Raw genomic sequence first — 13,082 nt, 5'->3', positions numbered from 1 at the left:
AATATGCTCATGCACATGAGGGAAAAAGAGAAGAAGAAACTCTTCAAAAAACGTCGTAATCAGCTCCTTAAACAACCGATCATGATCAATGGACATATATGCACCTCGCTTTCTGTTTTGCTGCATATTTTCGACAGCAAAAACAACATTCCTGCTTCGGAAATGAAAAAACAGAGAGCTACCCAACGACTCTCTGTCTCTATCAAACTTCGACAATCTTCGGGGTGTGACAGGCACGCAACCAAGTCTGTCTACTACACCGTTATTGTCAACTCCATATCATGTACCATGTCTAGCTGAAGCTGTTTCATTGTCGGTGTCAGCGTTCCACATACACAAATGTTTACTTTTAACTGTGGATTTGCCTTTGGGTGAATAAATTGAATTTTAGCTTTATATGCCCCACTACTTTCTTCAATAAGCCAAAACATAAATTCACTATAAAAAGCAGGGATATATCCTAATTTTTCGCCTTGTTTCGTCAATACTAAAACCGCTTTCGGATCTTGTTCATTTGTCGGTTCTAGTTGAAATATCACATCGTCCCCTACTTGCAATTGGTCAAGTACTCGTTCCCCTTCATAATATCTCCATCCAGCAATGTAAAAATCAAAGTCAAACTCATTGCCGTATACATAAATGGGTGGTACAAACTCATACGTGTCGGTCGCCAGTCTTCCACCAGTAGCACGCAATAAATCCATATTTGTATAATCATCGGATAAGCCGTGTGCCCTTAGAATTTCTTGAAAATCTGGACGACGACGATCAGGAAGACGTCTTTCAAAAGGACCAAACAAACGCTCGGATACATAAACTTTATTTACATCTGGGAAAGCTAAATGTAGATGATATCCGTTTTTTAATGCTTCGATAACTCCTCTTCTCTTTGCATGCTTCTCATAATAAAACATGTATTTTCCTTCATGATGCACTAAATTGCCTACATGATATCGCTGACGAGTACGTTCATTTTGCCAAATAAGCCAAAGTACAAAAGGGCGAATCATTTTCCTTCCACCTCCATATACCAGTTGATTAACCATTCTTTCCGATATCGTAATAATTGTGATACCCACCGTTTGTAAATATCATTCATACAACTGCTTGGAATTTCTTTCAAAATAATAGCAATTGTTTTTTCATCTACGTTGTTAATTCGCCCTATAATCTCTTCTATTTCTTTAGGATATAGCCCATAAATAAAACTTAATAGCTCCTTATACTTCGGTTTCTTTTTATGCGGCAACCCGATTAAAGAGTGGCTACGATTTGTAAAAGCTTCAAACATTTTTTGATCTTGAAACATTTTTAGAATGCGTTCTTCTTTTAGTTGATAGCCTAACGATGCCCCATTATCATACACCGGGGCAAGTTGATAACTTGATTCCTCTACAATAACTCCCCAATTATCGCAATGTCGATCTTGGTTAGCAATAAATGCATCAAATACAGGAATTTGAACAAATGCTCTGTCAAGTTCAAAGGGAGATAGTACTTTTATTATATTCGAAAAATCGTAATACTTTAAGCTATATCGATCAAAATCTTCAGCAATCGTAAAAAATAGGTCACCGCCCTCGTAAAACTCTGCATTAGCAGCAACGAAATTTTCCAGTAAACAACCTGTTAAACCATTATAACTTGCTAAATGCGCCTTCATTGTGTTAATCCCTATGAATTCTCCTATTTTTGAGGCAACAACTTCTGCCCAAGCTTCTCCGGTATTTTCTTTAGGAATTTTGAACAAACATCGTTTCTGGTTATGTGGACTAACTAACCAAAACTTTTGTCTCGTTCCGGATGCTTGCCTTTTATCATCTTTTTCCCAATGACTAACGTCTAGTATATTCACAAACACCATTCCTTATTTGTTAGTTCAGCGGCTAAAGAAATGATAGAATAGCAATATTCTTACCATTTCCCCTGAACTTCTTCTGTCAAATCAAATATATTGGCAATTTCGGCAACGCTCAGAATTTCCCATTTTTTTCTTCATACACCTTCTTTCACTCCTTCCCCCAATTAAAATAGGGGAATAAGAGAGACGCAAATAGAGAAGGATGAATTTTGCTTTTACTTGTTGGTGAGGGAATGGATTTTGACGAGCGCACATGCGAAAACAGAGAGTCACATAATGGATATATATGTAAATTTTGGGTATTTTCAAGGGAAGGTACCTCGACTAGGAAGATTCCACCATTCCCCTAACATCTTCTTCATCTCTGTCTAGGATATGAGCAATTTGTGCAATGCTCATCCCTTTCTCCGCCATTTTCCGAATTATTTCTCGCTCTTTTTGCTTCATGCCTTCTTCTCGACCTTGTTCCAATCCCGCTTGCCGTTCGCTGCGGATGTTGGTTAGCTGGTCAAGCAGCCATTTGAGTCGCATTTCATACGCATAGCGGTTTTCTGGGTCAACGCTTAAATGTTGCCACTCCTCCAACGTTTCTAAAATTTCTTGTTCTGCCATCGCGATTCCCTCCAATTCGCGAAACATCTTTTCATCCACCTTCTTCGTTCGGCTGTCTACGGCCGATAACATCATCAGCCACGGCCATTCCGGTGACCGTTTCATGTCACGGCGGTATTTCTTCCATTTTATCATAAATTGTGACAAATCAATGGCGTGGAATTCAAGATGTGGGCTCCAAAGGAACTGCTCTTCGTCTTCGCGGATGTGAAAGACGGTGTGGAAGCGGTCGGTTTCGTGCGGAAAAAGCGGATAGTTGAGGATGGCGATCATAATAGTCGGTCGAAGCGCGGTATATCCTTCTTTCGAAAGCGAAGCCGAAAACAGCCGCGCCCAATAGTACAACAGCCGTTCGGGCATGCTGTATTGAGGGATGATTTGAATTTCGACATGAATGCGTTCGCCACGATTCGTGCGGACGATCACATCTAACCGACCCGTTTTTCCTTCTTCCGTCTATTTCGTCAGTTCGGTGTTTTCAAACTGCACATCGACGATTCGGTCATCGCCTGTCCGATGCAAAAGCGCGTTTAAAAACGCCATCGTAATCGACTTTCGGCTCGGATGCCCGAACAGCTGTTTAAACATAAAATCCATTTTCAAATCGAGGTATTGCATGAGGATCATCCTTTCGAGGAATTTAGGAGAGTACAACTTGATTAAAGCAGAGGAATAAAAGAAATGGAAATGTGGAAAATTCCATTTTCGGGCACATTTCCTACAATAAAAAGCAAAGAGAGCCGGGGGAAATTGGCTTTTAATAGGAGAAAATGAATTTTGCATTTATTTGTTTGGCAAGGGAACAGATTTTGGGGAGCACACATGCAAAACAGAGAGCCATGCTATGACTCTCTGTTTCTACAAATCTCGACAATCCTCGGGGCGTGACAGGCACGTATCACAAGGCAGAGATTATTATGACTACCTTCATTGAGATGGAAATCATGTCTCATTTCGAAATCGAAACAGATCCTGATATAAGAGAAAATAGAAAAGGATATATTCAACTGGCTGATCAAATTTATGACATCACTAGAGAAGATACAGAGCTAGCAGCTGACATAAGAAGGAAAGCAAGAGCCGATCGTACACGCAAAAAGAGTATTAAAGCACCAGACGCTCTTGTTGCAGCTGCAGCTCTTATACATAATGCCACATTAGTTAGTAATAACGATAAAGACTTTCGCTGGATTCGAGAGAACTATACTTATAAAGATCGAAAGTTAAATTATGTAAATCCCATAATGGATAAGAAAGCTTACGGCGAATTTGTCAAAGCCTATATCGAAAGCAGAGGGGTTTAGAAAGAACGTTAGCATTTTTATTCGAACATATTACCCTTTACGTATTACACGACATCTCCATTAACGACATTCGTGACCTCATCACCAAAATATTCTCAAAATACTCCTTCCGCAACAAGATATTTCCCAACCCGCTTGCTGCAATGTGAAAACGCAAAATACACTTTTTCAACAGCGAGAACAAAAACAGCCAACCCTAATCGTATCGCAGGCGTCCCTAAAGGAACAATTTGAATTTCAAAATGTGAAGGCACATTTCCTACAATAAAAAGCAAAGAGAGTCAAAGATCACGGAGGAGTACACGCGCTATGACTCTCTATTTCTACAAATCTCGACATGCTTCGGGGCGTGACAGGCACCGTACCACAGATATCGCAAATAATATGTTGAAGTTAAATATAAAATTTGAAAAGCAAAACGCGTTTTCATAAACGTATAAAAACCTTTAACTTTGTTTCTGGCAAACTGTTCAAAGATTGGGTTTCCTTGCAAACATACTGTAATAAAACAACTGTCAGTAATGATCATTCCGATCGGGATCGTTTCATAAAACGTTTGCCCGATGTCATCTACCGTGATAACCGGAATGTCAACAATAATCAACACATTGTGGTCCTCTTTTTCAATCCGGGATCTTTCCTCATCATCCAGTGCATCTTTAAAAAAGTCTATTGGAATTTGCAGCCGTTCTGACACGAAATGAACTTCTTCCTCAGTCGGTGCCACCATGTTGATCCAACAACCGTTTTGAATATCTTCAATTTCCTTCAATTGGCCGTTCGCGCTTGACATATAAATGTTCAGCATGCTTTAACCTCCTTTGCTAGAGGCAGTCTGCACGCGCAAGAGTGTCATCGCTTACGAACAGCGCCTCTTTCCGCATACATACTGCCTTACCTATCTCGGGTCCGTCCGGATCTAAAAAAGAACCGCTATTCATAAACGATTTTCACCTTCCTTCATCCATAAAAATTCAACCTAATATATGATACTAATTTTGTTTTACGATGTATATAGGTTTTAACGGAATTTTACATAAATTTGAACATTTAATAAAAAAAGGGCACATGTTTTTGTGCCCATTCGTTTACATATAATCTTTACTCTGTTTGATCGACTTCAAACAGTTTTTTATATTCACCATAGCCTTCTTGTTCGAGCTGATCTTTCGGGATAAAGCGAAGCGCAGCCGAGTTAATGCAGTAGCGAAGGCCTGTCGGTTCTGGACCGTCAGGGAAAACATGTCCAAGGTGCGAATCCGCCGTTTTGCTTCTAACCTCTGTACGGATCATGCCGTAAGATGTATCTAATTTTTCGACGATCTCATGCTGATGAAGCGGTTTTGTAAAACTTGGCCATCCGCAGCCTGAATCAAATTTATCGAGCGAGCTGAAAAGCGGTTTTCCCGAGACGATGTCGACATAAATCCCTTCTTCTTTATGATCCCAATATTCATTTTGAAATGGAGGCTCCGTCCCGTTGTTTTGCGTCACCTCATATTGCATCGGAGTCAATCGTTTCTTCAGCTCTTCTTTATCCCAGTCGCTCCAATGCTTGCGTATAAATTCATCCCGTCCAGACGCTTGACGATACCGTTTGTAGTGAAAAGGATTTTTTTTGTAGTAATCTTGATGATAGTCTTCGGCTGGGTAAAAAGGTTTTGCCGGCAATATTTCGGTCGCAATCGGTTTTTCAAAACGTCCGCTTTTTTCTAAAAGCTCTTTCGATTGTTCCGCGAGCTCGCGCTGTTCCTCCGAATGATAAAAAATAGCCGTTTTGTAAGATTCTCCCCTGTCATAAAATTGTCCGCCCGGATCAGTCGGATCAATTTGCTGCCAAAATATATCCAGAAGCTTTTTATATGGAAACACGTTCGGATCAAAGGTAATTTGCACGGCTTCCACATGACCCGTCGTGTGCGAGCACACTTCTTCATATGTCGGATTTTCCTTATGTCCTCCCGTATATCCGGAAACAACCTTAATAATTCCCGGAAGCTCATCAAAAGGCTGGACCATGCACCAGAAGCAGCCACCCGCAAAAGTAGCCAATTCATATTTTTCATTGCTCATCATTTTTCCCTCCCTTTAGCTAATTTTCCTGCCTGCCCATTCTCATCGCAAAAGTAAAGATCAACTTGTTCTTCCTACAATACATTATAAAACGATTAAAAAGAAAAAACAATTGATTTGCAACTCAAGCATAGCGAAGTGCAAAAACTAGTATATTCGTTCTCACTAGCATTGCAGTAATTAAATCTGATGATTCAAAATACTAAGAATGTTCAATTTTTTATTGATTTCGAAACAAAAAAATCCTTTACAATGGAAGTACAGGTGGTTCCTGTCCAAATCCAATCGTAAAGGATAACTGTTATGGACAAGAATACACTAATTTCATCATTTGGTAAATGGGTTTCACCCATAAATATTCAAAAACTTAGCGAACAAGTCAAAGAATTGAAACAGGACTATTACATAAAAAAGCTGACAACAGAAGCCTATATTAAACTTTTATTGGTAGCCCAACTGCTCGAATTTAAGAGCTTAGAGGAAATGAGTGATGCACTTGTAGACGAAGATCTTCAAAAAGCACTCGGATTTGAATCGATAAGTGCCTCTCAGCTATCCCGAAAAAACAATCAGATCAACCCACTAATTCTTGCAAATTTGTTCTTAGATCTTGTTTGGAAAATTCAACGGTACCATTATAAAAACGGAAAGAATATGCCACTGAAAATCATTGATTCAAGTACACTCCCGTTGAATTTGACCAATTATAAATGGGCAAAATTCCGTAAAACAAAAGCTGGTGTAAAGCTACACTTACGGCTCGTTTTCATGGATAAAGACACCGTCTATCCTGAAAAAGCAGTGATTACGACAGCAAAAGAACATGACCGAAATCAACTCGAAGTCCTAGTGGATGATAAAGAAGCCATGTATGTGTTTGACCGCGGTTATGTGGACTATGAACGTTTTGATCGGATGACAGATGATGGCTATTTCTTCGTTTCAAGACTGAAGAAAAACGCAGTCATTCGTGAAGTCTATACATTTTCACTTCCTGATGATTGTCACGTTCTATCCGATAAAATGGTCTACATTGGTACCACACAAAATCGTACTGAAAATGTCTATCGTCTACTAGAAGTTATGGACACAAAAGGGAACTTACTTCGTTTAATCACCAACCGATTTGATTTAAAACCAGAAGAGATAAGTGATATTTACCGATCTCGCTGGGCTATTGAACTCTTTTTCAAATGGCTCAAGCAACACGTGGAAATTAAGCACTTTTATGGAATGAGTGAAACAGCTATTCAAAATCAAATTTTCTTAGCCCTTATCACGTATTGCTTACATGTTCTCATTCAATTGGAGATGAAAAGTAAGAAATCCCTACTTCGAATTACTCGTTGGTTAAAGAGAGCTCTGTGGAAACCAGCTTATGTTTGGTTGCGAAAATTTGATGGGCGAGCCAGTCCATAATCTCCCTTTTGTCGTTGTCGCTCTGGTTTAACTGTATATATTTACCAAATGGGCAGTGCCACCTTTCTTTAGGTTTTGTCTTTTTGGCACAAATTCACAAAAAATAATTAACAGAAAATTCTAACTATATTTATGCAATGCTAATGATTTTACATGGTTAATATAACAAAATTCAACAAAAAATTCTATCAAACCTTGTCGGAAAAATAAAAAAAGACAGAAGTTTTATCAACTCCTGTCCAATCTGTCCTATCGACTCATTGCTCGGAGCATAAATTCATTCACATCTTTCTCTGGTCCGATAAATTCGACGTTTGTATGAATTGCTTGGAAGTGTTTGCGGGCAAAGTCGATTTTTGCCGCTTCTTCTGGGCGGAGTGCGCCTTCCCAGTCGGTTCCTTTTGTTTCGAGGACGAAGTATAGTTTTTCTTCGCCGTCTTTGTCGATTACAAGCGCCCAGTCGGGATTGTATGCACCGATTGGCGTGTCGATTTTAAACCAATTTGGCAGTTTGACATATACTTTGACATGTTCGTCCTTTTCAAATCGTTGTGCAAAACTCGCTTCGATATCCGAATCGTAGACGATATGATCGAACAACGATTTTTCACTACGAATCGCATTGTTGTTTAAGTACGCAAGCAGCTCTTCATTTTCAAACAGCTCGACGGCATAATACGCATCATCGCCGATTTTGTAATATTTTACCCCGTCTTTTAAAAGCAATTTCATTTCGCGCTGAATGACTTTTGTGACTTCTTCGATAAACTTTTGCGGGTTGTTTTTAAAGTCATCAAGACGGTCACAACCGGTTAAAATTTCAACAATTGTTTTTCGCGTTAAATTCGTACGGTTTTGCAGTTCGGTAATAATGTCTGGCAACGTATGGTGAGCGGTAATATAATCTTCCACTCGCTCACTGACGGTTTCCAACTGCACTCCTTCCACGCGATCAATCTCCAATTGATCTTTTCGGCTGATAATACGAATTTTTTCAATACGCGGCATGTGTTGAATGCTTTTTATACTTTTTTGAATCAATTGATCGCTATCAATTTGAACGGAGTAGACCGTTTTATATTTAATTCGCTCCCAAAGCTGGCGAAACTCTTCACCAAAAAACACTTGCTTATTTAATTGTACTCTTTTCTTTTTCGTCGCATCTTTAATCGGCAAGTGCTGCAAGTAGTGGTTTATTTCATGCAAAATCGCTTGCTTCCAAGGCTGAAACTCATCGCTCATCTTTAATGTATCATTATCTATCGCTTCTTTTAGCTCCGGTTTTGCTTTTCCTTTACCGTCAATATATCCATGCTGCTTCAGCTCTTCGTACAACTTAGCCGATAAATCGTAGCCCATTTGCATCGGTTCTTCTGTATTTGGATCGATGTACGTTAATTTGGCAAATATGTGTTTTTCGATCTTGCCAAAAGTCACGCCTGTTTCTTCTTCCATTTCTTTTTGCAAAGAAGCGACAAACTCTTCATATGACTCATTCGCCATCACCGTTAATATGTTCACACTGTCATCTTGCACTCGTTCACCGTTTTGATTCACGGCTAAGCGCAGCCCGCGACCGATTTCTTGGCGACGTGATACGTACGTTCCCGCTGAATCTTTTAATGTACAAATTTGAAATACGTTTGGGTTGTCCCAACCTTCACGCAGAGCGGAGTGCGAGAAAATAAAGCGAAGTGGCTCCTCCAAACTTAACAACCGTTCTTTATCTTTCATAATGAGATTATATACATCCGTATCCGCTTCCGTATTCCCTTTCGTATCTTTTAATCTCCCTTTTTTATCTTGTGCAAAATAGCCATTATGCACTTTTTCAACAGGAATATCGGTGTCAATGTCGTTAAATAGCGTGCGATATTTTGGTTTTTGAATGAGTTTCTGATACTCTTCTTCAAACATCACGGCGTATTTCCCTTTTATCGGGTTGCCATCTTGATCGTAGTCACGATAGTTCGCTACTTTATCAATGAAAAATAAACTAAGCACTTTAATGCCACGATGGCGTAAGCGCAATTCTTTATCTAAATGCTCCTCAATCGTTTTGCGAATTTGGTATCGTTTAATCGTATCGGCATCCATATCGCCAATCACATCACCGATTCGCAAATAATGACCGTTGACTTCAATCGACTCGTTTCCCGGCGTCCAGTCAATTTGCTCAACAATATAACCGCGATATATGTCGCGCTCTCCAGAAATGTCATATAAGTCATCGCCATATTTCACTGTTTTCGTCGTTCGCTTCACTTTCCCACGCGTTTCGACATCCAGTTCAATCGTTGCTTTTCGTTCTTTCACATCTACTAGCTTGATATAAGGTACATTAAACGATGGTTCGGAGCGAACGGACATGACTTCAATTCGCTTAACAAGTTTTTGGTTGTAAGCATCGACCGCATCTAGTCGGTAAATCATATTGTATTTATCGACATGCGTTGCCGAATAACGCAACGTGCATAATGGGTTGAGTGACGCAATCGCCTCTTTTGATTTTGGCGTCGTATCGACGCTTTGCGGTTCGTCGATAATAACAATCGGGTTCGTTTCTTGAATAAATTGAATCGGCCGATACCCGTTTAAGCGATCGTTCGGACGGTGGATGACGTTTGCTTTGTCTTCTTTTTCTGGATCTTCAAAGCTTTTGCGAAAAGCATCAATATTAATAACCATCACTTGAATCGTCGTAGCGGTCGCAAAATTGCGGACGCGGTCCAATTTTTGTGAATCGTAAATGAAATATTCTAGCGGCTTGTTGTCATATAGTTCATTAAAATGATCTCTTGTTATTTGTAGCGATTTATAAACGCCTTCGCGAATGGCGACCGACGGTACAACGATGACAAACTTTGTAAAACCGTAATGTTTATTTAATTCATAAATCGTTCGCAAGTACACATACGTTTTCCCTGTTCCTGTTTCCATTTCGATCGTGAAATTCATACCGTCTAACTTCTCGCTGCGCGGCAAGCCGTTTTTCAGTTGAACGTCTTGAACGTTTTTTAAGATTTCATCCGACGTAAGGTCTAAGCGATTTCCTATCCCGAGCGCCGTTTGAATCATTCCGGCATTTGGCCCATACGAAACAGTAAAATTTGACTGGCTCAGCTCTTGTCCCTTAAAAATCTGGACAACGGAATCAATCGCTTGTTTTTGGTAGGTTAAACATCCATGAAACTTTAGCTTCATTTCCTACACGCTCCTTACATCATTGATTCCGTTCTTTTTCAATGTTTGAATGGCGTTTATTTTCACCGAGTCGTTCATAAAGCCCGATTCTTTAAAAATGACTTTCGGCGATAAATGCTCGGACTTATATTTCATCATTTCGTGGACAACGTCTAAATCAATGTCATTTTCTAAACATAGTAGCACCGCCCCGAACCCGACGTTGTAAATCGTTTTGCCGTTGTAGTCGATTTCTTCAATCGGCGTCGTCAGCGGCAGACCGATTTTTAGTAAAATCTCGTATAACAAGTCTTCTCTTGTCCGATCTTCTTTCATATTATCCTTATAGTTAAAAAGGTCTTGCTCTAAGTTTTCAAAGTCAGGATCCCACGCTTTCATATTCGATGAATCAAGCGTAAACACTTTAAAGCCTATATCCAAATCGGTTTTTCCTGTTTCCTGAACAATCTTTTCCCCTGCGCGGCGAATGCGCTCTTTTCCGATTTCGCAAATGTTTTTATAACCGGCTTTATACGCCTCCGAATTCTCGTCAGTTGGCTCTGGCAGTTGGACCATGATGAATTTACGATTCCCACCATCTTCGGCATTTAGTTGCATCACCGCATGGGCGGTAGTCGCGGAACCGGAGAAGAAGTCGAGAATTATCGAATTTTTTTCACTACTTTGCTCTAATATGCTCTTTACCAGTGAAACTGGCTTAGGAAAATCAAAATACTTTCCTCCAAATATTTCGCGAACCTCTCTACTACCATTTAATGTAAAACCAACCTCATCTGTTAATACGGATGAAAAACCTGTGAATCTGCTACCAAGTTCTGATAAATACTTTTTCTCACGAGGTCTACCATCATCTTTGATAGGAAAAATAATTCGCCCCTCATCGATTTTTTGTTGCATAGTTTCTTTTGAATATCTCCATCCACTATCTTCCGGTGGCTCAAATTTCCTACCAGTTTTCGGTTCAAAAATAGGGTAATGCAAATTAGGTCTTTGTGATGAATTAGCAAGTCCAAGAATACTATTGCTCATCCAAGGACCTCTTGGGTCATTGTCCGGATTCGAATATTTAGATATATCAATCAACTTACCTTTCAAACTAAACTGTTCGATATTTTTGCAAAAAACAACTACATATTCATGATCATTTGATAGACCTGTTTTATTACGACTATCAACTATTTGGCGGCTTTTCCATATTAATACACCTAAAAAATTTTGTTCTCCAAAAATTTCATCACAAACTTTTCTTAGGTTTCCTACTTCTGTATCATCAATACTAATAAAAATAACCCCATCCTCCCTTAACAAATTCCTCGCCAGTTTTAACCTTGGGTACATCATATTTAACCAGTCTGTATGATACCGACCGTTTGTTTCGGTATTTGCTTTTGTTGTTTGCTGCGTCATTTCTTTGTAGTTTTTAATGTTATCGCGGAAGTCGTCTTTATAAACAAAGTCTTTTCCGGTGTTGTATGGCGGGTCGATGTAGATCATTTTAATTTTGCCAAAGTATGATTTTTGCAATAGCTTCAATACTTCGAGGTTGTCCCCTTCAATATAAAGGTTTTCCGTCGTGTCCCAGTTTTTGCTTGATTGTTTGTCTGGTCTGAGCGTTCCAGTGGACGGCGTTTGCGCAAGTTTCATGGTTTGTGTCTTGCCGTGCCATGTAAATTCGTATCGCTCGTTTCTTTTTTCAATTTCTTCGCCAAGCACAAGCTTTAGTTTCTCAAAATCGATTTTTCCTTCCGTCACGACTTCTGGGAATAGCTTCTTTAATGCTTCGATGTTTGTTTGCACTAAATCCATTGATTTTCCGTCTAGCTTTTCCATCGTTTTTACCCTTTCATTTTAATCGTTGTTTTAATTGTTCGATTTGTGTGGTTAGTTTGTGAATGTTCATGTTCATTTCTACTTTGCGATTAAATTGCGTTTCTTTTTTTAGATTCGCTTTCCACGCAGCGATTTCTGTTTCTAGTTGCTTGATTTGTGCGATCAGTTGCTGCGATTGTTCGTTTGTCACGATATAAAACGTACCGACAACGTTTGTATGTTGAAACGCTTGGACGGCAAGATGAATGTCTTGATAAAACTGAAAAAAATGGGCGAACGATACGTTTTTCATATGTACAGACCTGATAAACTGCTGAACGGTTTCGTTTCTTTCGTCAAGCTGAAACCATGGAGTGTAAGCTTGTTGTTCTAAAACCGCCTGCGACCTGTCAACTTTGTTTCGCCGCTTTATACACGTATGGACTTGGATGTTTTCTTTTTTCGTAAACATGATGACAACCGGATTCGGAAGCGCGCCTTGAATCACTTCACTAATCGTTGAAACATGGGTATCTTTTGCTTCTTCCCTTAGCCGAATGGTAATAAACATAACCCCTTCGTAATGGTACTCTTCATTAATGAACGGCTGGATATTCATGTTGCTTGGCGTTAATACATACGTTACCTCGATCCGCTCCACATATTTCGTAATATAGTCTTTTTCTTTTTTGTTTAAATCCGCAAAATCGTAAAACGTTTTTTTATCCAATTTTTTGTGAAGCGGACGAACGTGAGAATCTAAACCAATCATTTGATAAAACGCAACTCCAGCCATCATT

8 protein-coding genes and 3 pseudogenes are annotated in these 13,082 nt (G+C 39.5%); 2 read left to right on the top strand and 9 right to left on the bottom strand.

Going from position 1 to position 13,082, the window contains the following annotated elements:
• The 4 genes and pseudogenes from M4I42_RS01280 to M4I42_RS01265 all read right to left on the bottom strand — a co-directional run.
• Positions 1 to 96 (bottom strand): annotated as a pseudogene (locus tag M4I42_RS01280) (DUF4351 domain-containing protein); the annotation flags it as partial.
• Between the two features lie 158 nt (positions 97 to 254).
• Positions 255 to 1,010: an HIRAN domain-containing protein gene (locus tag M4I42_RS01275; protein ID WP_268850451.1), complete on the bottom strand. Its 756-nt coding sequence runs from the start codon at positions 1,008 to 1,010 to the stop codon at positions 255 to 257.
• Positions 1,007 to 1,864 (bottom strand): HipA domain-containing protein, encoded by an 858-nt coding sequence (locus M4I42_RS01270; protein WP_268850450.1) that lies wholly within the window; start codon positions 1,862 to 1,864, stop codon positions 1,007 to 1,009. Before M4I42_RS01270 ends, M4I42_RS01275 begins: the two co-directional genes overlap by 4 nt.
• Before the next feature lie 321 nt (positions 1,865 to 2,185).
• Positions 2,186 to 3,091 (bottom strand): annotated as a pseudogene (locus M4I42_RS01265) (Rpn family recombination-promoting nuclease/putative transposase).
• 266 nt (positions 3,092 to 3,357) lie between these two features.
• On the opposite strand from M4I42_RS01265, the gene M4I42_RS01260 reads away from it, so the two are divergent.
• On the top strand, positions 3,358 to 3,777 hold the full coding sequence (locus tag M4I42_RS01260) for a PIN domain-containing protein (RefSeq protein ID WP_328284574.1): 420 nt from the start codon (positions 3,358 to 3,360) through the stop codon (positions 3,775 to 3,777).
• A 367-nt stretch (positions 3,778 to 4,144) separates the two neighbouring features.
• Here the strand turns inward: M4I42_RS01260 and M4I42_RS01255 are convergent.
• Positions 4,145 to 4,585 (bottom strand): annotated as a pseudogene (locus tag M4I42_RS01255) (CorA family divalent cation transporter); the annotation flags it as partial.
• Positions 4,586 to 4,878: 293 nt separating this feature from the next.
• Positions 4,879 to 5,850: a peptide-methionine (R)-S-oxide reductase MsrB gene (msrB, locus tag M4I42_RS01250; RefSeq protein WP_066250282.1), complete on the bottom strand. Its 972-nt coding sequence runs from the start codon at positions 5,848 to 5,850 to the stop codon at positions 4,879 to 4,881.
• A 303-nt stretch (positions 5,851 to 6,153) separates the two neighbouring features.
• Between msrB and M4I42_RS01245 the strand changes: the two genes are divergently transcribed.
• Positions 6,154 to 7,269, top strand: coding sequence for an IS4 family transposase (locus M4I42_RS01245; protein ID WP_268850448.1), 1,116 nt, complete (start codon positions 6,154 to 6,156; stop codon positions 7,267 to 7,269).
• Between the two features lie 249 nt (positions 7,270 to 7,518).
• On the opposite strand, the gene M4I42_RS01240 is transcribed toward M4I42_RS01245, so the two are convergent.
• Genes M4I42_RS01240 through M4I42_RS01230 form a run of 3 tightly spaced genes read right to left on the bottom strand, consistent with a single transcriptional unit; the run spans position 7,519 to position 13,078 of the window.
• Entirely contained in the window at positions 7,519 to 10,473 is a 2,955-nt protein-coding gene (locus tag M4I42_RS01240) for a type III restriction-modification system endonuclease (RefSeq protein WP_268850447.1), read from the bottom strand.
• A 3-nt stretch (positions 10,474 to 10,476) separates the two neighbouring features.
• The gene (locus tag M4I42_RS01235) at positions 10,477 to 12,303 is read right to left on the bottom strand and encodes a site-specific DNA-methyltransferase (RefSeq protein ID WP_268850446.1); all 1,827 of its coding nucleotides are present in this window, start codon (positions 12,301 to 12,303) and stop codon (positions 10,477 to 10,479) included.
• Between the two features lie 13 nt (positions 12,304 to 12,316).
• Positions 12,317 to 13,078, bottom strand: a complete 762-nt coding sequence (locus tag M4I42_RS01230) for a DUF4391 domain-containing protein (RefSeq protein WP_268850445.1) — start codon at positions 13,076 to 13,078, stop codon at positions 12,317 to 12,319.
• Between the last annotated feature and the right edge of the window lie 4 nt (positions 13,079 to 13,082).

Source organism: Anoxybacillus sp. J5B_2022, from assembly GCF_026847645.1.
Classification (GTDB): domain Bacteria; phylum Bacillota; class Bacilli; order Bacillales; family Anoxybacillaceae; genus Anoxybacteroides.
The sequence above is the reverse complement of the archived record's forward strand: the minus strand, read 5'-3'. Positions and strand labels throughout refer to the sequence as shown.

What these genes read in the sequence shown, in the direction of transcription:
- msrB (WP_066250282.1), bottom strand. Translation starts at nt 5,850, where the DNA reads ATGAGCAATGAAAAATATGAATTGGCTACTTTTGCGGGTGGCTGCTTC.
- M4I42_RS01275 (WP_268850451.1), bottom strand. Translation starts at nt 1,010, where the DNA reads ATGATTCGCCCTTTTGTACTTTGGCTTATTTGGCAAAATGAACGTACT.
- M4I42_RS01245 (WP_268850448.1), top strand. Translation starts at nt 6,154, where the DNA reads ATGGACAAGAATACACTAATTTCATCATTTGGTAAATGGGTTTCACCC.
- M4I42_RS01240 (WP_268850447.1), bottom strand. Translation starts at nt 10,473, where the DNA reads ATGAAGCTAAAGTTTCATGGATGTTTAACCTACCAAAAACAAGCGATT.
- M4I42_RS01235 (WP_268850446.1), bottom strand. Translation starts at nt 12,303, where the DNA reads ATGGAAAAGCTAGACGGAAAATCAATGGATTTAGTGCAAACAAACATC.
- M4I42_RS01270 (WP_268850450.1), bottom strand. Translation starts at nt 1,864, where the DNA reads ATGGTGTTTGTGAATATACTAGACGTTAGTCATTGGGAAAAAGATGAT.
- M4I42_RS01230 (WP_268850445.1), bottom strand. Translation starts at nt 13,078, where the DNA reads ATGGCTGGAGTTGCGTTTTATCAAATGATTGGTTTAGATTCTCACGTT.